18 protein-coding genes are annotated in these 21,189 nt (G+C 70.4%); 4 read left to right on the forward strand and 14 right to left on the reverse strand.

Annotated features, from left to right (window positions below; genetic code table 11):
* The first annotated feature begins 18 nt into the window (after positions 1-18).
* Positions 19-1,206: an alpha/beta hydrolase family protein gene (locus BHQ18_RS05655; RefSeq protein WP_069412587.1), complete on the forward strand. Its 1,188-nt coding sequence runs from the start codon at positions 19-21 to the stop codon at positions 1,204-1,206.
* Here the strand turns inward: BHQ18_RS05655 and eccE are convergent.
* The 13 genes from eccE to BHQ18_RS05720 all read right to left on the reverse strand — a co-directional run bounded on the left by eccE (position 1,193) and on the right by BHQ18_RS05720 (position 17,609).
* Positions 1,193-2,110, reverse strand: coding sequence for a type VII secretion protein EccE (gene eccE / locus BHQ18_RS05660; protein ID WP_069412588.1), 918 nt, complete (start codon positions 2,108-2,110; stop codon positions 1,193-1,195). The genes BHQ18_RS05655 and eccE overlap by 14 nt on opposite strands.
* Positions 2,107-3,507: a type VII secretion-associated serine protease mycosin gene (gene mycP, locus BHQ18_RS05665; protein WP_084293911.1), complete on the reverse strand. Its 1,401-nt coding sequence runs from the start codon at positions 3,505-3,507 to the stop codon at positions 2,107-2,109. Before mycP ends, eccE begins: the two co-directional genes overlap by 4 nt.
* 10 nt (positions 3,508-3,517) lie before the next feature.
* Entirely contained in the window at positions 3,518-4,951 is a 1,434-nt protein-coding gene (eccD, locus tag BHQ18_RS05670) for a type VII secretion integral membrane protein EccD (RefSeq protein ID WP_276045927.1), read from the reverse strand.
* Positions 4,933-5,799 carry an ESX secretion-associated protein EspG gene (locus tag BHQ18_RS05675; RefSeq protein ID WP_069412589.1) on the reverse strand — a complete coding sequence of 289 codons (867 nt, stop codon included), beginning with the start codon at positions 5,797-5,799 and terminating at the stop codon, positions 4,933-4,935. Before BHQ18_RS05675 ends, eccD begins: the two co-directional genes overlap by 19 nt.
* Before the next feature lie 6 nt (positions 5,800-5,805).
* Positions 5,806-6,096: a WXG100 family type VII secretion target gene (locus BHQ18_RS05680; protein WP_069412590.1), complete on the reverse strand. Its 291-nt coding sequence runs from the start codon at positions 6,094-6,096 to the stop codon at positions 5,806-5,808.
* Between the two features lie 27 nt (positions 6,097-6,123).
* On the reverse strand, positions 6,124-6,417 hold the full coding sequence (locus BHQ18_RS05685; RefSeq protein WP_069412591.1) for a type VII secretion protein EsxS: 294 nt from the start codon (positions 6,415-6,417) through the stop codon (positions 6,124-6,126).
* Positions 6,418-6,476: 59 nt separating this feature from the next.
* Positions 6,477-8,027, reverse strand: coding sequence for a PPE family protein (locus BHQ18_RS05690; RefSeq protein WP_069412592.1), 1,551 nt, complete (start codon positions 8,025-8,027; stop codon positions 6,477-6,479).
* A 2-nt stretch (positions 8,028-8,029) separates the two neighbouring features.
* Positions 8,030-8,338, reverse strand: coding sequence for a PE family protein (locus tag BHQ18_RS05695; protein ID WP_069412593.1), 309 nt, complete (start codon positions 8,336-8,338; stop codon positions 8,030-8,032).
* The gene (gene eccCa, locus BHQ18_RS05700) at positions 8,338-12,309 is read right to left on the reverse strand and encodes a type VII secretion protein EccCa (protein WP_069412594.1); all 3,972 of its coding nucleotides are present in this window, start codon (positions 12,307-12,309) and stop codon (positions 8,338-8,340) included. The genes BHQ18_RS05695 and eccCa overlap by 1 nt, the downstream gene beginning before the upstream one ends.
* On the reverse strand, positions 12,309-13,871 hold the full coding sequence (eccB, locus tag BHQ18_RS05705) for a type VII secretion protein EccB (protein ID WP_069412595.1): 1,563 nt from the start codon (positions 13,869-13,871) through the stop codon (positions 12,309-12,311). Before eccB ends, eccCa begins: the two co-directional genes overlap by 1 nt.
* Entirely contained in the window at positions 13,868-15,697 is a 1,830-nt protein-coding gene (eccA, locus tag BHQ18_RS05710) for a type VII secretion AAA-ATPase EccA (RefSeq protein ID WP_308204726.1), read from the reverse strand. Before eccA ends, eccB begins: the two co-directional genes overlap by 4 nt.
* Positions 15,698-15,804: 107 nt before the next feature.
* On the reverse strand, positions 15,805-16,689 hold the full coding sequence (locus BHQ18_RS05715) for an SAM-dependent methyltransferase (RefSeq protein WP_069412597.1): 885 nt from the start codon (positions 16,687-16,689) through the stop codon (positions 15,805-15,807).
* Between the two features lie 35 nt (positions 16,690-16,724).
* On the reverse strand, positions 16,725-17,609 hold the full coding sequence (locus tag BHQ18_RS05720; RefSeq protein ID WP_234794083.1) for an oxygenase MpaB family protein: 885 nt from the start codon (positions 17,607-17,609) through the stop codon (positions 16,725-16,727).
* A 101-nt stretch (positions 17,610-17,710) separates the two neighbouring features.
* On the opposite strand from BHQ18_RS05720, the gene BHQ18_RS05725 reads away from it, so the two are divergent.
* Complete coding sequence (locus tag BHQ18_RS05725; RefSeq protein ID WP_069412599.1) at positions 17,711-18,313, forward strand: TetR/AcrR family transcriptional regulator; 603 nt, start codon at positions 17,711-17,713, stop codon at positions 18,311-18,313.
* On the opposite strand, the gene BHQ18_RS05730 is transcribed toward BHQ18_RS05725, so the two are convergent.
* Entirely contained in the window at positions 18,310-18,885 is a 576-nt protein-coding gene (locus BHQ18_RS05730) for a VOC family protein (RefSeq protein ID WP_069412600.1), read from the reverse strand. The genes BHQ18_RS05725 and BHQ18_RS05730 overlap by 4 nt on opposite strands.
* 180 nt (positions 18,886-19,065) lie before the next feature.
* Between BHQ18_RS05730 and BHQ18_RS05735 the strand changes: the two genes are divergently transcribed.
* Positions 19,066-20,208: an alpha/beta hydrolase gene (locus tag BHQ18_RS05735; RefSeq protein ID WP_069412601.1), complete on the forward strand. Its 1,143-nt coding sequence runs from the start codon at positions 19,066-19,068 to the stop codon at positions 20,206-20,208.
* Positions 20,205-21,188 (forward strand): NAD(P)-dependent oxidoreductase, encoded by a 984-nt coding sequence (locus BHQ18_RS05740; protein ID WP_069412725.1) that lies wholly within the window; start codon positions 20,205-20,207, stop codon positions 21,186-21,188. Before BHQ18_RS05735 ends, BHQ18_RS05740 begins: the two co-directional genes overlap by 4 nt.
* Position 21,189 lies beyond the last annotated feature (1 nt).

Genomic DNA, 21,189 nt, shown 5'->3' on the forward strand with positions numbered 1-21,189 from the left:
GCGGGTTACCATTCGCACGTGGACGTGAACCCGGTTGATCCGCCGATCCCGGTGCCCGACGTCCCCGGCGCCGACGCCACCGCCCGCGGGCTGCCCCGCCGGATCGACCTCACCGCGCGCCAACGCTTCATCGTCGACGCCTCGGCCGTCGCCGACCTCGGCCTGCGCACGGCGATCGCCTCGTTGCTCGCGACCACGATGCTGCCCACCCTGGCCGGTGGTCTGAGCCGCTCACAGTCGCGTGCCGAACGCGAACAACTGGAGTTCTACGCCGACCTGGCCGAGGCCAAGGACCCAACCCGGTCGTTCCCGGCGCCGTCGGACGTCCCGCGGGTGTCGTCGCGCACCGCCAACCCGGTCGCCGAGTGGATCGCCAAGGGCCGCGTCCACAACATCCGCTTCAACAGCAGCTTCACCGCGGTCAACCCGGCGCTGCGCGCCCAGTGCCGCTCCTTCACCCGCAACAATGTTGTGCACGCCCAGCACTGGCGCCACGACGACGGCCCGCACCCGACGCTGTGCCTGATCCACGGATTCATGGGTTCGCCGTACCTGTTCAACGGGTTGTTCTTCTCGCTGCCCTGGTTCTTCCGGTCCGGCTACGACGTGCTGTTGTACACCATGCCGTTTCACGGTCGCCGAGCCGAGAAGGGTTCGCCGTTCAGCGGTCACGGCTTCTTCGCCAACGGGTTCTCCGGATTCGCCGAGGCGATGGCCCAGGCGGTGCACGACTTCCGCTCGATCATCGACTATCTCGAATTTACCGGGGTCGACCGCATCGCGCTGACCGGGATGTCGCTGGGCGGCTACACGTCGGCGCTGATCGCCAGCGTCGACGACCGCATCCAGGCCGTCATCCCGAATGTCCCGGTGGTGGCCCCCGACCAGACCGTCGACGAATGGTTTCCCGCCAACAAGGTGGTGGCGTTACGAAACCTGCTGTCCAACACGGATTCCGACCTCACCGGTGCAGCGACCTTGTACTCGTCACCGCTGAACTACGTCCCGCTGGTTCCGAAGGACCGCCGGCTGATCATCACCGGGCTCGGTGACCGGCTCGCCCCTCCGCATCAGGCGGAGATGCTGTGGGAACACTGGGACCGGTGCGCGTTCCACTGGTTTCCCGGCAACCACATCCTGCACGTCAGCCAGCCGGACTACCTGCGCCGGATGACCCGGTTCATGCGCGATTTCATGTTCGACTGACCTGCGCCGCCGTCCCTGCCGGCCACCCCAACGTGTCCAGCAGCTCGGCGCGCAGCGGCGCACCGGGCACACCCAGCCGGCCGGTCGCAGCAGGATCGAGCGCGGTCAGCAGCGGACCCTGCGCGCCACGCTGGTCGATCAGCCCCGGCAGCGGTGCATCACCGCCGGGTTCTGGTGTCCGGACGGCACACACCGCGGCGACGGTGGGTCGCGTTGCGGTGCCGCTGAATTCGATGGCCGTCCAGGTTTCGGCCAGATCAGACCAGGCCTGCGCCAGCCGTTCGCCGAGACGTTCGTCGACGGCGAGGGCGTAGACCGAGATGAAGCCGCGTTCGTCGTGCACACCGCGCCACGTCTCCCGCTCCCACCCTTCGAGGGGCGCGGGAACCGAATCGACGATCGTCGCATCGAGCCCGGTCTCGCGCAGGTGGTCGGCGAGCCGACGGGCCGCGATCGCCGCCGTGTCGTGCAACGGCAGATCTTTCGAGCGTGCCTGCAGCGCACTGAGATTGGTGCGGGCGTCCAGCGTCAGGCTCACCCACGTGTCGCTGACACCGGCGCTGGCGCGGTTGGTCACACGTACCTTCTCGCTGCGCAGGCCGAACCGCTCGACGTAGCCGGCCAGCACGGCAAGCGCGACCCCGCGACCGGCCGGGTCGTCCACCCGCAGCACCACCGTGGTCTGCTCGGGGTTCGGTGCCGGCAGACGACCGCGGTTGCGCCGCCACAGCGCGAACCACCGCGCGACCATCGTGGTCAGGAACTGGCCGCGCCACCAGGCAAGCGCCACGATGACGACCGCGGCACCCACGCCGAGGATCCACCAGTCGACCGTCGTCTGCCACGGATACGCCATGGCGGTCAGCACAATCGCCAACGCGGCCACTGCAAGTCGTAGGGTCACGATGCCTCCGTCTGAGGGTCTGAGTTCTTCCGCCTGGCCACCACAATCGCTAACACGGCGAGTATTGCGAGCACGCCGGTGCCGACGAACGCGACGATGCGCGGCGTGGCGTCCTGCGGGGCGGGTGCTTCGGGTGCGGCGATCGGCTGCGGTCCGGTGTCACCGTCTTCTCCGACAGCGGCGCTGACATCCCACGTCAACGATGCCACGGGATCGACCAGTCCGGCGCCGGTCAGGTTCGACGGTGCCCGGGCCGCGCCCTGCGCACCCGCGACGAGACGGTCCCTGACCTGTTCGGCGGTCAGATCCGGAAACCTGCTGCGCACCAGCGCCGCAACGCCGGACACATAGGCCGCCGCGAAGCTCGAGCTGTTCAGCGGGTACAGCCGGCCCTGCGCGTCGGGCACCGCGTTGGCCAGGCCGCCACCGTCGGCGTTGCCCACCGAGGCGATGTTCTGCCCGGGCGCGGCGATGCCCACCCAGGGACCGGCCATCGTGAAGTCCGACGCGCGTCCGGTCGGGCCCAACGAGCCGACCGAGAGCACGTACGGCTGCCACGCCGACGGGATCGACACCGACGTCACGCTGGCCCAGTTGCGCGGATCCTCGGGACGTCCGGGATCCGACAGCGGGTTCGACGGACACGCCGATCCCGGGTTCAGGCCCGCCTTGTTGTTGCCGGCCGCGGCGACGATCACCGCGTCCTTGTCGACCGCGGCGTAGCGCAGCGCGGCGCCGAGCTCGGCCTGGTTGACGTCTTCGGTCGCGGGCAGACAGGTGACCGCCGAGATGTTGATCACCCGCGCCCCGAGGTCGGCCGCGCGAACCACGGCGCGCGCCAACGTCGCAACGTCGAGCACCACCCTGGCCCTGGCCGGGTTCTCCTGCGTCACCCGCGGCGCGTAATGCGCCGACGTCGACCGGATCGACAAGATCCGCGCGTCGGGCGCCACGCCGGAGAACCCGTCGGGTCCGGGCTTGCCGGCGATGAGGCCGGCCACCAGCGTGCCGTGTCCGTCGCAGTCGGTCAGGCCGTCGGTCGACTCGACGAAGTCGCCGCCCGGATCCACATCGGGCAACCGCGGTCCCGGCTGGACGCCGGTGTCGATGACCGCGACGAGTTGACCGGCGCCACGGCTGTATTTCCAGGCGCCGTCGAGGTTGAGCAGCCTCTGGTTCGCCGACGGCGCACCGGGATCGGTGCCGGGCAGCACCCCGGTCGTCACGCACTGCCCCCGCTGGGCCATCGCTTCGACGGGGCCCGCCGCGCCCGAGGGCGGCGGCACCGCGGGATCCACCTGTGGCGGCGTCATCGCCTGCGCCGCAGGGACGTTCAAACCGGCGACGATCAGCGTCACGGCCGTCGTCGCGACCGCGCTGCGCAGTCGGACGCCGATCACCTTTGCCTCATCGATTGAGCACCCACGCGAACAGCCCGACCAGGTACGCCAGCACCGGGATCACCGACGCGTCGACCGCCGAGGCCAGGAACCCGACCAGACGGCGCATCGGCAGCGAGTAGGTGTCGGGCTCGGCGAGCCGCGGGAACGCCGCGGCCAACACGAACACCACGGTCAGCACGGCGATCGCCAGCAGCGCCCACCACGCCTCGGTGTAGCGGCCGTCCACCGCGAACGCGACCAGAAGTGCGGTCGCGATCAGGAACGGCGCCGCGAGCAGCCACGCCTTGCACAGCGCGGCGTCCCACACCCGGGCGCGCAGCACAGAGCCCAACGCCACCGCGGCCACCACATACCAAACCCAGTTCGAAACGCCCTGCGGGGCAGCCAGAATCGTCACACCGGCGGTGGAGAGCGCAACGCCACCGGCGATGAAGCCGGTCTGGTGCGAGTCGCTGATGCGGACCCGGCGCGGCAGGTCCTGCAGCACCTTGAGCGACGGCGGGGCCGGTGTCGGGTCACCGGGTGCGGGGATGACGGGCACCGGTAGCCGCGACCACATCGCGGAGAACTGCGCGGCCTGCACCGTGACGATCAGCGCCAGCACGATCAGCAGCGACCCGACGATCGTCGCGTTCAGCGTCCAGATCGTGGCCGCGCCCGCGGTCACCACCGCGCCGAACCCGACCACTGTCGCCGCGGTGAACAAGGCGATGGCGCGTTGCGCGACAACGATGCTCATGATCGACCAGGCGGTCACACCGGCGCCGGCGAGCAGGACCTGCGAGGGCCCGAAGTCACCCGGTACCGCGAGCGCGAGCGCCGCGGCGATCGGCACCAGGGCGGTCACCGCGAGCACCGTTCCCAGGCGCGCGGACCGGCCCCACGTCAGCAGCGCCGCCAGCACGGTCAGCAGAGCGACGGCCGTGGTGGCGATCAGCCCGGCGAAGCCGCCGGTGACCGCACGGTGCACGGTGCCGAACGCGGTGGCGATCAGGATCAGCGCGATCACCGCGACGGTCGCGCCACGCTGGATGTGTGCTGCGCTCCAGGGCTTTTCGCGTGCCGTCGAGAAGATCACCGCGGCGTCGCCGATGTCCTCGACGATCCGCGGGGCGGGCGGACCTGCCGGCAGCGTCTGCAGCGCGAGCAGGTCGCCGTCGACCACGCCGACGGTGTCCAGGGTGGCGTCGAGGCTGAACGGCGCACCACCGATCGGGGCGAGCGACAGCGCAACCGGGGCGGTGTCGTCGTACTCCTCGTCCGACGGCATCGCCATGCGCCGCACGGCGGGCAGGATCTCGCGCAGCGGGAGTTCGGTGGGCAACGCCATGTCCGTGATCCGGCCGCCGGGTTCACCGGCGGCGAGCACCGCGACCCTGACGATGGGCATCGACGGCGACGCCGCCAGTGTTGCGCCCGTCATTGGACTGTCTGCCATTGATGTTCCGTTCTGTGTTGAGAGTCGAAGTCTCGGGTCAAAGTCACGTCGGGGAACCACACCCCGTCGGGAAGTGTTGCGGTGAGCCGCTCGACCGCGGTGGCGATCGCGTGCGGCGTGCCGGGGGTGAACGTCGACACCCACTCCCCGTCGAACGCCTTCGACGGGTGCACCAGCACGCGACCTTCCCGGGTGTCGACGACGCTGACGCCGACATCGGTGCTGATGCGGTGGCCGTCGCGGTGGTCGCCTGCCACCACCTCGACGTAGCTGCGGTCGGTCGAGTACGCGGCCTCCACGACGGCGCGCGCGCTGGGCGGAACGCCGAGGAACTCGATGACCTCGGCCAGTTCCGCACCGTTGCGCAGCTGCTCGTCGGCGCGGGCCCCGATCCGCGCGGGGATCGCGAACTCGTCGAACCGCGCCGGTGCCCGGCCGGACAGCCCGGCGGTCAGCACCGGCACCAGCGCCTGCGGATGGTGCAGATCGAGCGCGGTCAGCGTGACCAGCCCGCCGCTGCGCAGCGCGACGACGGTCGCGTCGTCGCGGCGTCCGACGTGGCCGCGCAGCATGCTGCCGGCGCCCCGGACGAAGCGCAGCTCCAGCCAGCGCCGTGCCCGGCATGTCGTCGTGACCCATTGGCGCACAGCATTGTTGACGGTGCCGTCCGCGGACATCACCCCAAGCTCGACCAGCTCCGCAGTCAACCTGGTCTCGACGCGCCCGCGCGCCGCGAGGTCGCTGTACGGCGGGGTGACGGCAAGGACCCAGGGATAACCCCCGACGCCCGTGCGGTCGGCGACGAACCAGGCCTGCTCCGCGGTCAGCTCGACTGCGTTAGCGGCCACCGTGGCTCAGGCGCCCCATTTGGCGCCTTCGGCCGCATCGCGGGCGCTCATCGCCATCGTGTTCTGTTCGTGGGTGGCGGCCATCGACCGGTACGCGCGCACCAGTTCCTCGAGCGCGGTGTTCCACTGCGCCTGCCAGGCCTGGTACGTCATGCCGGTGTCGCCCTGCCACGCGCCGGCCAACGCGGCCTGCTCGCTGGCGATGTCGGCGCCCACGGCGTGCATCGCTCCCGCGTAGCCGGCCATCTCACCCGCGTGCGCCAGCATCGCCGGGTAGTTGTACATGATCTGAGACATCGGTACTCCCCTGAGTCAGTTCGGAAATCAGATGGCGGTGTAGGTGCTCGCGGCGGCGGCGTCCTGCGCGACGTAGGTGCCCGCGGCGTCACCGAGGTTGATCTGCGCGACGTCGAGCAGCGAGTTGATCTTCGCCGACACCTCGAGGAACCGGGCGTGTGCGGCCTGGAACGCGGCCGACGACTCGCCGATGTGGAACGCCTGCGAGGACTGCGCGGCCTGCTCGGCCTGGGCCATGGTGCTGCGCATCAGCGCCGCCTTGGCCGCGAACGCCGCCTCCGACGAGACGAGTTGGGGGATGTGAGCGTCGAGAAGGCTCATCTGGATTCCTTTCGGATAGTGGTTCGTGAGTTACGGATTCGGTCTTGATGGTCGGGTGCTCAGTCGCGCTCTCCCCCCTTGTCGTCCCAATCGCCCGGCAACAGGGGTTCGGTGGGTCCGCCGCCGAACGGGTCGCCGGCGAGCTCGGTGAGCCCCGCCGCCTGTTCGGTGTCGGATTTCGTTGCGGCGCCGGTGAACCCGACGGTGCCCGCCCCGCGTTCGGACGCCGCGACCGAGGGTTTGCGCGCCGGTTCCGGCGGGGTGTCGTCCTCTTCGGGTTCGTAGTCGAGGTACGCGTCGGCGTACTGACGTTCGTGGATCGGCTGGGTGCGCCGGCGCCGCGCCTTGCGCTTGGCCAGCGACGAGGCCACCGCCGCTGCAGCCGACGAGGCCGCGATGTCGCTGGCCGGCGCCTTGGCGCTGGTGCTGTCGCGCAGCGTCGGGGTGAAGCCCTCGCCGGGGTCCGGGCCCGCGACCGCGTACGGAACCACGGCGGCGACACCGGGCGCGGCCGGCGCCGGGGCCGGGGCGGCACCGGCGCCGACGGACATGCCGCCGGGTGCGCCGGGCGCGGTCGGCACCGTCGGGGCGACGGTGGTGGCCAGCGGCATCGGGTCGGCGCGCTGGGCCTGCGCGGGCGCGGCGGCCGGTTCGGGTGCCGGTTCGGCGGCGGGCTCCGGCGGCGGCGCCTGGTTGATGAACCCCAGCGCGATCAGCCCGAGCGCGAGCAGCGACGGCGCCCACGCCGGCGACGTCGCCACCACGGTCCAGAAGGTCCAGCCGACCGGCTGGAAGAACGCCTGGTAGCCGACCGCGAACAGCAGCGGGCCGTATGTGACAAGGGCCGCAGAGGGATTCGTCGCGAACGCGACCAGCATCTGTTCCAGGTTGCCGATCGGGTCCTGCAGGAAGTCCAGGATCAGGTCGCCGCCGACCAGCGACCGGATGTACTGCTCGAGCAGGTCGGTGATCGCGTTCGAGGCGTTCAGACCCGACCCGGAGTCCGCCGCGGTGGCCTGGGCGAACATCTGCTGGACATCGGCGCCGGCCGAACCGGCCTCTCCGACACCGGGAGTCAGCAGCATCGGCGCAGGCGTCGTCATCGGGGTCGCCGCGACCGCCGCACCTGACACCGCCTGATACGTGCTCATCGTGGTGGCCGCCTGAATCCACATCCGCACGTAGTCGGCTTCGTTCAGCGCGATCGGAATCGTGTTGATGCCGAGGAAGTTCGTCGCCAGCAGCACCGCGTGGGTGGCGTGGTTGGCCGCCAACTCGCCGAGCGTCGGCATCGTCGCCAGCGCCGTCGTGTATGCGGCGGCGGCGGTCTCGTGCTGCACCGCGGCCGCGGCGCTGTTGGCGCTGGCCTGCGCCAGCCACGCCAGGTACGGCGTGTGCGCGGCCACGTACTGCTCGGCGCTGGGCCCCTCCCAGGCACCGCCCTGCACCGCCCCCATGATGGCCGTCAACTCGGCGGCGGCAGAGGAGTATTCCGTCGCCAGCGACTGCCACGAGGCGGCGGCGGCCAGCAGCGAACCCGGCCCGGGTCCACTGCTCAGCATCGCCGAGTGCACCTCGGGCGGTAACGCCATCCAGACGGGAGCCGTCATGATCAGCTACCGGCCACCAGGTAGGTCGCCGCCGCGGTGGCATCGCCGACGGCGTAGCTGGTGCCGGATTCGCCGACCCCCACACCGGAGCGGCCGAGTTCTTCGACGCCCAGGGCGGCCACCGCGTTGTGCTGCATGCCGTGGGCGCTCAGGCTCGCCGCGGTCTGCAGCGACACCGCGTCCGCGGCGGGCGGCACCACAGCGCTCACCGCGGGTGCGGCGGCGGCGTGGGCGGCCGCCAGCCGCGCGGTCAGTGCCTCCACGGCGGCGCTGGCCGCTGCCAGCCCCTCCGGAACGACGCGCAGAGTCATCAGTTGTACTCCCTTCCTCTGTTGCCCGGACCACCGGGAACAGCATCGGCGACGGGGTTGACCAGTTGCAGGAACGTGGGGGTGTCACCGTCATCGAGCAGCATCGCGCGACCGGGTGGCAATCGGCGGAACCGGTGTCCCCTGATCTTCCCGCTGTCCTGCGGATTGCCCGACAGCATCAGTATGGCGGCTTGCAGCTCGTTGAGGCGGCGCAACAGTGGTGCGGTCATCAACGCGTGCGCCGAACCTGTTGCGCGCGCGGTCACTATCACCCGCATGCCGAGCTCGCTGGCCTGCGAGAGCAGCCCGATGATCCCGGTCCAGGGACGCTGTCCGACGAAGGGGCCGCTGACTGCGGGCGCATCCGGGATCTGGTCGACGTCGTCGATGATCAGGTAGTGGATCTGGCCGCCGTCGGCGGTGCGGTAGTTCCAGTTCGCCAACTCCTGCGGGCTCAGACCCGCGGGCGGACGGCGCTTTTCGAGCAACGCGGACAGGCCGAGCATCGCCGGGGTGATCCGGTCGATGTTCGGGGTGTACTCGTTGTCCTCGAACAGCGGTTCGTCGACCAGGTGCAGCCGGCGGTCGATCACCGTGAACGCGACCTGATCGGGCGTGGAGTGTTCGCGGATGGTGCGGATGAGATGGCGCAGCAGCGTGGTCTTTCCGGACTTGGCGTCGCCGAACACCATCAGCAGCGGGTTCTCGTCGAACGCCACCGGCACCGCGGCCAGGTCCTCCTCGCGCTGACCGATGACCACCCGCTCGGGAGCGGGATAGAGCGGGGCCACCGCGGAGGGTGCCAGTTCGCTGGGCAGCAGCCGCACCGGCGGTGCGGTGACACCCTGATGGCGGGCGTTGATCACCGCGATGTCGGACAGCGACGGTTCGGCGAACAGGAAGTGCTCGGCGGCCATGGTCAGGCCGCGGCCCGGCTGGTCGGCCGGGACCGCCTCGGCGGGCCTGCGCAGCGCGCCGGTGATCCGCACGTTGCTGTCGCGCGCATCGGACAGCTTGAGTTCGAGCCGCAGGCCGAGTCCGTCGCGCATCGCCAGCGGCACCTCGAGCCAGTTCGGCGTCGTGACCACCACGTGGATGCCGTACGACATGCCGGTGTTCACCAGCTCGGTCACCTTGGCCAGCAACGGGTTCCGCGTGTTGAACGTGTCGGTGTTGTCGCGGCTGAACGCGTACAGGTTGTCGATGACGAGGAACACCTCGCCGTACTCGTCGCGCCGGTCGCCGTTGTTGCCGTTGTGACCGCGCGCCTGACGCGCCCGCAGCAGCTGTTCGAGCTCGCCGAAGGTGCGCCGGATGCGTTCGGGCTCCAGCGGTGAGGCCACGCTGCCGACGTGCGCGAGGTCGGCCAGCGGACGCAGTTGACCGCCGCCGTAGTCCAGGCAGTAGAACGTCACGTCGCGCGGCGAGTGCAGCGCGGCCGCCGACAGGATGAACGTCTGCAGCGCCGTGGTCTTACCGGATTTCGGGCCGCCGTGGATCAGCAGGTTCGCCGCCGCGGACGTGGCGTCGAAGATCAACGGGTCACGCCGCATCGCGAAGGGCCGGTCGATCTCACCGAGCGGCCAGCGCCACTGACGCTCGGGCACACCGGTGCGGGCCAGCAGCTCGTCGAGCGGGATCGGCTCCTCCAGCGGCGGCAGCCACAGCCGCGGCGCCTTGGGCCCGTAGTGGGCCAACTGGCTGCCGATGGTGGCGATCAGCTTGCGCGGCGGACGGTCCTCGTGCGCGGCCGGATCCGAGACGATCACCGTGTCGGCGGGTGCCTCGACGTGCCCGGCGGTGAACGGCTGCGGCACCGGGACCGACTGCACGACAACGGTTTTCTCGGCCCGCGGCGGGTCGTAGATGCCGTCGACGTAGGTGCTGCGGAACTTGACCGGCATCGCGCCCGGGGTCGGCACCAGGTATCCCTCACCCTTGTGCTCGGGTCCGGCCTCGATGTGGAACGCGTCCTCGACGCCGATGATCTGGCGGCTGACTGCGGGGCTGGCGACCTTGAGCCCGATGCGGTACGAGGTGTTCTTGTCGATGTCCTTGATCCGGCCGACGTCCAGGGTCTGGGACGCGAACAGGATGTGGATCCGGAACGAACGACCCTTGCGCGCAACGTAATCGAACAGGTCGGCGTACTCGGGATGGTCGGCGAGCATCAACGAGAACTCGTCGGCGACCACCAGCAGCGTGGGCATCGGCGGCAGGTCGTGGCCGTCGGCGATGGCGGCCTCGTACTCGCGCACCGAGCTGAAGGCGCTGCCCTGCACGCGGCGGCCGGCCTCCATCAGAAGCTGCTCACGGCGGGCCACCTCACCGCGCAGGGTGTCGGCGAACCGGTCGGCCAGCGACCGCTTCTCGGCCATGTTCGAGATGACCGCGACCACCTGCGGGAAGTCGCGGAAGATGTCGGCGCCTGCCTCGCCCTTGAAGTCGGCGTAGATCACGATCAGCCGGTCGGCGGAGTGGGTGGTCAACAGCGACAACAGGATCGACATCAGGGTCTGCGACTTGCCCGAACCGGTCATACCGATCATCAGGCCGTGCGGACCCATCCCGCCCTCGGCCTCGTCCTTGAGGTCGAAGACCAGCGGTTCGCCGGTCGCGGTGATGCCGATCGGCACCCGCAGTTCGTCGGTCCGCGCACGCGGCGCCCACAGGCTCGCCACGTCGAGCGCGGCGGCGTCCGGAATACCGAGCAGCGTCGTGAACGTCGCCACTCCCGCGCTGCTGGTCCGCGCATGGCTGGGGTTGGAGTCCCACCGCGACAGCCGCCGTGCGATGTGGCGGGCCGTGCCCACGTCGAGGTGGTCGGCGTCGTCGACATACGGCTGCCAGCCGCCGGTCTGCCAGCGCTCCAGCTTGCCGTCGCCCACCCGCAGGATCGGCCGCTCGGGGTCTGGGTACTGCTCGCGGTGCGGTTCTTCGGCGGCGCGGTGGATCACCGTGACACCGGCCAGGCCGCCGCGCGGCACCAGCGCCGCGGGGTCGACGTCGGGGTCGTCCACGACGATGATCAGGTGCTTGAGCCCGGCCTCGGCGTCACCGCCGAACGGGGGCCGGTCGTCGAGCGCCGCCGCCAGCAGTGTCCGCAGCTCACCGACATCGCTTGCCAGGTAGCGCGCCGGCCCGGCACCGTCGACGGCCCCGGGAACGTCGTTGTGCGGCAACCACTTCAGCCAGGACCAGTCGTCGCTCTCGATGTCCGGCGCGAGCAGCGCGACGCCGAGCACCGCGGGGTCGTGCCACGTGACCGCCTGCGCCAGCCAGGCGCGCACCGCGCCCCGGACGTCGTCGGCGTCCCCGAGCACGGTGACCCGCGAGACCTTGCCCAGATCCAGCCCGGCCGGTACCGCGCGCACCGTGCGCTGGACGTCGAGCAGTCCACGTAACGTGCTGTGCGACACGGGTTCCAGGTCGACCTCGTCCGCACTGTCCTTGACCCGCAGGGTGGCGTTCAGCGGGGCGTCGTGCAGTCCGGTGCGGACCACCAGGAAGTCGGCGTCGTGCGGGTCACGCTCCCACTGTCTGCGGGTGTCGGGCACGTCGATCAGCAGCTCGGGATCCGGGTGCGACCACTCCAGCGCAGTGCGCTGCTCGGCGGCGTGGGCGCGGATGTTGTCGCGCACCACCGACAGGTAGCGCAGGTAGTCGGCGCGTTCGGCGTCGACCTCCTCGGTGCGCATCTTGTTGTCGGTGCCGCGGTACAGCGCGGTGGCAGCCAGCAGCAGCACGAACGGGAAGAACAGCGTCGTCGGCGAGATCATCCGCATGCCGGTGGCCACCAGGGCCACGATCATGCCGACGATCAGGATGACGATCAGATAGGGCAGCACCCGGCGCAGCAGCGACGGCGGCACGATCCGCGGCAGTTCGGGCGGCGGTTCGATGGTGATGGTGCCCTTGCGCGTCGTCGGCGCCGGAATGCGGCGACGCGCCTGGAAAATCAGCCGGCTCACTACGGGGTCTCCCTTATGACAGCGGGGCGTGGGTCGGCGGCGAGCCCGTCGTGCGCCAGCAACGCGTCGGAACGCGACAGCGTCGGGCCGGGCGCGAACTGGCTCAGCAGCGACCACGGAATCGGGACTGCGGGCTCGGTGAGTCCGAGCGCGGAGATCGCCTTGTCGTCGGCGTCCTCGTCGAGGCCGTAGCGCACGCCGGTGTCGCTGAGCCAGAAGTAGGCTCCGCCGGCCTGCGGGCTCGCCGCACCGCCGCCGTCCTGGCCGACGCTCTGCACCAGGTAGCCCTGCCCGGGGGTGAGCACGACGTGGTCGGCGGTGGCGCCCGAGCCGGCGCTGACCAGCGCGACGGTGCGCAGGCCCTCGGCGATCGGCAGCGTGACACCGGAGCGCAGGTTCACGGTCGCGCTGGTGGCGTCGGCGGGCCGCGACCACTGTGCGCACGTCAACGGTGCGTCGGTGGCGTCGACGAGCGAAAGCGGTTCGGCCGGATAGGCGTTCGTGTCGATGTCGGTCGCCACCGGCAACCGGGCGACGTCGTCGGCGCCCAGCCGCGGCGGCTGGTCGAGGCCGAACGAGTTGGTGTTGCGCATGATCGTCGCCAGCACCGGTGAGATCGGCTGCAACCCGTCGCGGAGCACCGCGTAGTGGCGCAGCGTGTTGTCCGCGGCGTACGACGCGACTACGGAACCGACGGGTGCGGCCGCCGGCAGCGGGAAGGCCGGCGGCTCACCGGCACCGGGGATCGCGGGCGGGCTCAGGGCGGGCGCCTCGGGCACCGCGTTGAACAGTCCGGGCGCGATCGGGCGGACGTCGGGCGCGGTGCCCAGCCCGAGCGCGCTGGTGACCGCGCGGTCGGCCAGGTCGATCGGGCTGCGCCTGCCGTCCCACAGCAGCCAGGTGCCGGCGTTGGGTCCGCTCGGGTTGCTGACGAGCACGGCGCCGTTGTCGGCCAACGGTTTCGCGCGCTCGCCGCCGTCAGTGACCGAACCGGCGATCAGCGTCACCCCCGACGCGGGGCCGGACACGCCGTCGCACACGGTCCACTCGGCGTCGCGAGTCGTGTTCTGCACCATGCGTTCCGGCGCACCGGGGATCCCGACCAGGTTCCCGCGCGGGAACTGGTCGATCTCACTGGTCTTGACCTGGGTGGGGTTGTCGGGGCGGCCCGCGATCAACCGCGCCGAGGTCAGGTTCAGCACCGGGTGCACGGCGTCGCCGAGGCGGACGTACAGCGCGGAGGTGGTGCGGTCGGCCAGGATCGCGTCGTTGCCCGCGACCCCGCCCGGGCGGATCAGCGAGAACACGAAGCACGCGGCCAGCCCGGTGATCAGCACCAGCGCGCCGACGAGCACGGAGCGGGTCTGGGTGCGCAGCGGGTCGACCAGCATCCGGGTGTCGTGCAGCGCGACCCCGGAGGCGATGCGGCGCATGACGAACCGCCACCCCGACACCTGGTGGCGGGTGACGAACCCGCGGCGGTACACGACCCGGTCGGGGTTGTGGTTGGTCGGGGTGCGGGAGGTGAACGCGCGGCGGTCGTTCTCGTCCTGGCTGGTCATTCGGACACCGTCAGGCCGAGCCCGCGCAGCAGCGGGATGGCGGACTTGGTGACGTCCTCGTCGGTGATGGTCATCAGCTCTTCATCGGTGAAATCGTGGTCCTGGCCCAGTTGTGGGGCGTGGTCGAGGCGGTACTCGCGCTCCTCCTCGGAGCGCTCGACGAGGTTACGGACGAAACGGCCGTTACCGGCGATGTCGAGGTTGCGCCGCTGCACCCCGGCGGCGTCGGCGGTGGTGGCCGCGGCGAGCTGGCCGAACAGCGCCTCCATGTGCGCCAGCGCGGCCGGTTCGAAGACGCTGTCGCGCTTTTCGGCCATCCGCACCGCGATCTCGACGAGTTCGTGCGGGGTGTAGGACGGGAAGTCGATGCTGCGGGTGAACCGCGAGCGCAGGCCCTCGTTGGTGTCGAGGAACGCGTCGAGGTCCTTGCGGTAGCCGGCGATGATCACCACGAGGCGCTCGCGGTCGTTCTCCATCCGCGCCAGCAGCGTGTCGATGGCGACCAGCCCGAAGTCGTTCTTGGCGCCGGTGGACACCAGCGCGTAGGCCTCGTCGAGGAACAGCACGCCGTCGAGCGCGCTGTCGATGATCGCGTTGGTCTTGGCCTCGGTCTCACCGATGTGCTGGCCGATCAGGTCGGCGCGGTGCACCTCGCGGACCGTCTCCTTGCGCAGGATGCCCAGGCCGCAGTAGATCTTGGCGACGACGCGCGCGATCGTGGTCTTACCGGTACCGGGCGGGCCCGCGAACACCAGGTGGTTGGTGCGCTGCGCGACGGTCAGCCCGCGTTCCTGGCGGCGCAGCGCCATCGCCACCGAGCTCTTCAGCCGGGCCACCTGGTACTTGACCTCTTCGAGGCCGATGAACTCGGCGAGTTCGGCCTCCGCCTCGACCAGCAGGTGCGCCTTGCGCTCTTTGGCGCCCGGGTCGACGAAGTCGGCCTCGGTCGGTTCGGTGGCCGGATCCCACGGGTCGGTGCGGCCCTCGATGCGCGCGGCGCTGGTGGGGATGATCCCGTAGGAGCTGTCCGAAAGCGCGAGCTCGACCTCTTTGTTCTCCGGGTTGGCCGCGTACAGCTCGGCCAGCACGTCGGCGGCGTCGAGGTCCTCGCCCTGGGCGCGCAGCGACAGCGCCTTGACCAGGGTGCCGTCGACGGTCGCGACGTCGATCGGGCCTGCCGGCTCCTCGAGGTACGACAGGGCGGGGGCGAACATGCCCAGGCGGGCCAGCGAGGTGCCCAGCGCCACCCGCACCGCGTGCGCGGTGGTTTCGTCGAGCGTGTCGTCGGTGACGACCGGGGTCAGCAGGCGCACCACGTCGGACCAGCGTTCGGTGCGGTAGTAGATGGCCGCGCGCACCCAGCGGGCCTGCAGCCACTGTGGCCGACGCGTCATCAACGGTTCGACCAGGTGGTCCGCCCCGGCGAAATCACCTGCGTCACAGCGGGTTACCGCGTAGGCCAGGCAGAAGTCGTCGGCGGTGGAGGCGGCGAACCGCAGGTAGAGACCGGTGTCGTAGGTGAAGGCCAGATCACCGTCGTTCAGTTGCACGTGGCGTTGCAGCACACCGGCGGTCGCAACGGTTTGCCAGACGGCTTCGAGTACACGGGGGCTGGTGTCGCCCGCGGCGGCCAGGCCGGTCCACGCGTCGCACTGTTCGCGCGCGATCCGGGTCAGTTCGGCGAAGCCCGAACGCGCCGCGGCCGGATCCGGCGGGCGCCTGCGGTCATGTACGGACAGGCCCAGGGCCCGGCAGCACGTGGCGAACCGACTCACCACGTCGTGGTCGACGCGTGGAGTCGCAGCAAATTCTGTTGGTAGCGGCACGCGCCGTGATCTCCCCGTCGTTTCGCAGGCTAACTTTCCGCCCGAAGTTAGCATTGACTAAGCTAACTGTACAGACGTACCTGAGGATCAACGACGAGTGATACGCCTCACCTTTTGATAGCGCTGACCAGGCTAATTGTTCCTGTCATCAGCGCTGCCTCGGACCCCGCCTCGGGTACCGGGCGGCCGTTACCGCGTAGCCAGTCCTGCAACGCAGTGGCCTCTGCGTGCCAGCCGCGCGCACCGAACCACTGTGCGGCGGGCTCGTGCTGCTCGTTGTAGACCAGGGTGAAGAAGCCGTCCTCCCCGGCCGACCGCTCCTCGGCCCGCTTGGCCGCGAACGTCGCGGCGTCCATCGGCGCGGCCTCCTCGACCGCGACGTGACTGCCCGGCGCGGCCAGCGCGTCGATGCCCGCGAACAGTTGCCGCTGCGCGGCGGCGGGCAGATAGATCAGCAGCCCCTCGGCGATCCAGGCCGACGGCTCCGTCGCGTCGAACCCGCTGTCGCGCAACGCCTTCGGCCAATCGTCGCGCAGATCGACGGCCACCTCGCGGCGATCGGCGGTCGTCGGGCGGCCCGCCAGCGCCTGCCGTTTGAAGTCGAGTACCCGCGGCTGGTCCAGCTCGTACAGCACGGTGCCGGCGGGCCAGTCGAGCCGGTATCCGCGCGAGTCCAGGCCGGCGGCCAGCAGGACGATCTGGCGCACGCCGGCGGCCGACGCGGCCCGGAAGTAGTCGTCGAAATACCGGGTGCGCACAGCCTGGAAGTTGACGAAATCGACGCCGAACTCCGACCGCAGCGGGTGCTCGGGCGCGCGACCGTCCAGCAAATCCGCCCACTCGCCGCCGGCGGCGCGGCAGAAGACCTCGGCCAGCGGGTCCACCGCTACCGGGTCGGGCTTCTGCGCCTCCAGCGCGCGGGCCGCCGCCACGAACAGGGCGGTGGCGCCGACGCTGGTGGTGATGTCCCAGGTGTCGTCATCGGTACGCATGCGTCGTTTGTACGCCGCGTCCCTGTGCCGGGTGCTCAGACAAGGGGGCGACCGGTGCGCACGCGCCAGTCGAGGTCCTTGAGCAGCACGTTGTACGGGAACTGCCGGACGAACCGCGGCATCCGGTTGTAGACCCGGCCCACGTTCCACATGATCCGGTTGAACCGGCGCTGTTTGTCCGCGTCCCAGGGCAGGCCCATCTCGTCGCGGAACCGCTGCGGCAGGAACCCGGTGGTGATGAACAGGTTCACCGCGTCGGTGCGCTTCTGCAGCCAGGCCGGCGGTTTGAGGTTGCCGATGCGGCCGGCCGCGATCGGCCACAGGTACTCGCGCACCGCGTCGTCGATGTGCACCTTGTCCAGCGACTGCTGCCAGTACTCGTCGAACGCCTTGCGGTCAGCGGGCCACATCTCGGCGGGCACCTGCAGCGTCGTGCCGAGCGCCGCGCCCTCGGCGAAGTGCCGGTCGGCCGACTCGTCGTCCATCTCGCCGACGAAGATCCGGTAGACGTCGACGAAGCCTTTGTACAGGCACGCCGCCACCCACATCTGCAGTTCCTTGTCGAACGCGTTGTACTCCACGGGGTCGCCCGGCCGGGAGTGCACCTGCGCGTGCGAGCGGTTGACCGCCCGCCGGTAGGTCGCCTTCTGCTCCTCGCTGCCGGCCAGCGCGACGGCCAGGTAGGTGAAAGTGGTGCGGGCGCGCTTGATCGGGTGGCGGTCGGCGCGGCCGGACTCGACCCGGCTGTCCTTGACGCCGTAGCCGACGCCGGGCCGGGCCAGCTCCATGATCACGTTGGCGGGCCCCGACAGCAGGCCGATGCCGAGCATGGCGTCGCCGGCGGGCACGTTGCGCTTCAGCGGCCGGTCGGGCAGTACCGCGTCGTTGACCGCCCGTCCGACATGGTCGACCGGTTCCATCATGGGCACCCCTTCACGCAAATGTGAGAACACTTGTTTCCTGATTCTGCTCCGCGCGGTGGACGGGTGTCAAGATCCGGCCCGGATGTCAAGATGGCGCTATGGCACAGGTCCGTCCCTACCGCGGTGTCGACGCGGCCGACCGCCTGGCCCAACGCAAGCGCCGGCTGCTGGAGGCCGGTCTGGACCTGCTCGGCGCCCGCGCCCAGGACCCCGCCGAGCTGACCGTGCGCGCGATCTGCGCCGAGGCCGGGTTGGGCGTGCGCTACTTCTACGAGAGCTTCACCGACAAGGACGACTTCGTCGGCCAGGTGTACGACTGGGTGATCGCCGACATCGCGACCACGACGCAGGCCGCGGTCGCCGCCGCACCGCCGCGCGAGGGTTCACGCGCGGCGATGGCCAACATCGTGCGCACCATCGCCGCCGACCGGCGGGTGGGTCGGCTGGTGTTCAGCTCGCACCTGTCGAACTCGGTGGTGCTGCGCAAACGCGCCGAGTCGTTCTCGCTGATGGTCGGGTTGACGTTCGCGCACGCCGGCGCCCTGGGCGCCGAACCCAACGACGCCACCAGGGCGCTGGCGCACTTCGTGGTCGGCGGTGTCACCCAGACCCTGACCGCGTGGCTGTCGGGTCAGCTCGCGTTCGACGACAACCAGCTGGTCGACCGGTTGACGGCCATGCTCGACGCGCTCGCGGACTAGGCGGTCACCCGCGGCCTGCGGTCGGCCGCGGTCTTCGGCTCCGTCCGGGTGTCACTGTCGGTGAATTCCTTCGTCCAGCAGGCGAATTCGAGTGTGATGCCGTCGGGGTCGAGGAAGTAGAACGAGCGCACGTAGACGCCGGGATGCAGCGTCGAGGACACCTGCGCGGGGCTCTCGTCGTGGTTGAGCACCGGGCCGACGCGCACACCCTTGTCCTTGAGCCGCTGGCGGTACTCGTTGAACTTCTCGGCGGGGACATGGAACGCCAGGTGGTTCATGGTGCTCACCGCGCTGACGATGTCACCGATACCGGGTATGGCCTCCGGCGAGGAGATGCCGGGCACCCGGTCGGGGGCGTCGGCGAACCAGAAGAACGCGACACAGTCGCCGTTTCCGGCGTCGAAGAAGAAGTGCTGCCCCATGCCGCCCGGCAGGTCGAGCGATTTGATCAGCGGCATGCCGAGGATGTTGCTGTAGAAGTCCACGGTCCGCGCCATGTCCGAGCACACCAGCGCCACATGGTTGATTCCGCCGAGTGCGAATTCGGAATTCGGGTTGTCGGGCCTGATCATCGGCGCCTCCTAGGCGATTCTCTGGCCAAGAACGCCAACTGAATCTAACATCAGGTCCAGTTCTCGAGCAATGAGGAACGGACCTCGCACTGCCATGACGATCGCATCGCGCGCGCTGCTGGTCAAAGTCACTGCAGCGGCGCAGGTTTCGGATAAATCCGTCGACCAGCAGGCACCCCCATGACCAGAACTTCCTCCTCGTCGGGCACACCGGGGGTGATGCGCGAGTTCGTCGGGGCGGACTCGCCGACCGCCAGGCGCGCCGGTGCGGGCGGGCATCCGTGCCAGGGGCTCTACCACCGCGGGGTCGGCCGCAAGCCGAAGGTGGCGATGATCGCCACGCACTACCAGATCGACTTCTCCGAGCACTATCTCGCCGACTACATGGCCACCCGCGGCATCGGCTTCCTCGGCTGGAACACTCGCTACCGCGGCTTCGAGAGCAGCTTCCTGCTCGACCACGCACTGGTCGACATCGGTGTTGGCGTGCGCTGGTTGCGCGAGGTGCAGCACATCGAAACCGTTGTGCTGCTGGGCAACTCCGGTGGCGGATCGTTGATGGCGGCCTATCAGGCCCAGGCCGTCGACCCGCACGTCACTCCGCTGCCCGGCATGCGCCCGGCCGCCGGCCTCAACGACCTGCCGCCGGCCGACGGCTACGTCGCCACCGCCGCGCACCCGGGCCGCCCCGATGTGCTGACCGCGTGGATGGACGCCGCCGTCGTCGACGAGACCGACGCCGTCGCAACCGATCCCGACCTCGATCTGTTCGCCGGCCACAACGGCCCGCCCTACTCCGCGGACTTCGTGGAGCGCTACCGCGCCGCCCAGGTGGCCCGCAACCACGCGATCACCGACTGGGCGGAGACCGAACTCGACCGGGTCCGCGCCGCGGGCTTCTCCGACCGACCGTTCACGGTGCTGCGCACGTGGGCCGACCCGCGGATGGTCGACGCCGCGCTGGAGCCCACCAAACGGCCCGCGAACATGTGCTATGCCGGGGTTCCGGTGCAGGCCAACCGGTCCGCGCGCGGAATCGCCGCGGCCACCACGCTGCGCAACTGGATGGGGATGTGGAGCCTGCGCCACGCCCAGACCCGCGCCGAACCGCACCTGAACCGCATCACCTGCCCTGCGCTGGTGATCAACGCCGAGCAGGACACCGGGGTGTTCCCGTCGGACGCGCAGCGGATCTTCGACGCGCTCGCCAGCACCGAGAAGACGCAGACCTCGATCGATACCGACCACTACTTCACCACGCCTGGCGCCCGCAGCGAGCAGGCCGATACCATCGCCAAGTGGATCACCAAGCGGTGCCGATAAGAGTCCTCGCCCACTACCTGCCCGGACCGAAGGCGACCGATGTCGTTGCGCCAGAGTCAGATTGGCTCGACGTTCGGTACTGCGCGGAAGACGACGACGACACGTTCGGTCGGGAGCTGCCCGAGGCACAGGTGATCTGGCATGTGCTCAGACCGCTGTCGGGCGCCGACCTGGCCGCGGCCGGGCGCTGCGTGCTGGTGCACAAGATGGGTGCCGGGGTCAACACGATCGACGTCGAAGCCGCGACCGGGCTGGGCATCGCGGTGGCGAACATGCCCGGGGCCAACGCCCCGTCGGTCGCCGAAGGCACCGTGCTGTTGATGCTGGCCGCGCTGCGCCGGCTGCCCGAACTCGACAGCGCCACCCGCGCCGGGCGCGGCTGGCCGTCGGACCCCACCCTCGGCGAGACCGTGCGCGACATCGGCGGCTGCACGGTCGGCCTGGTCGGCTACGGCAACATCGCCAGGACCGTGGAGCGCTACGTCAGCGCGATGGGCGCGCGGGTGCTGCACACCAGCACCCGCGACGACGGCCATCCCGGCTGGCGTCCGCTGCCGGACCTGCTGGCGGGCAGCGACATCGTCTCGCTGCACCTGCCGCTGACCGAGCACACCCGCGGGATGATCGACCGGGCGGCGCTGGCGCGGATGCGTCACGACGCGGTGCTGGTGAACACCAGCCGGGGCGCGATCGTCGACGAGGCCGCGCTGACCGATGCGCTGCGCGCCGGGCGGCTGGCCGCCGCGGGTCTGGACGTGTTCGCCACCGAACCGGTCGAGCCCGACAACCCGCTGCTGCGGCTCGACAACGTCGTGCTCACCCCGCACGTCACCTGGTACACCGCGGACACCATGCGGCGGTATCTGGACCGTGCGCTCGACAACTGCCGCCGGCTGCGGGACGGCCGTGCGTTGCAAAACGTCGTGAACGGTATCGTGTCCCCCAACCGACCGGTTAATAGGGAGACTCCGTCACAGTGAG

Source organism: Mycolicibacterium flavescens (genome assembly GCF_001722335.1).
Lineage (GTDB): Bacteria > Actinomycetota > Actinomycetes > Mycobacteriales > Mycobacteriaceae > Mycobacterium > Mycobacterium flavescens.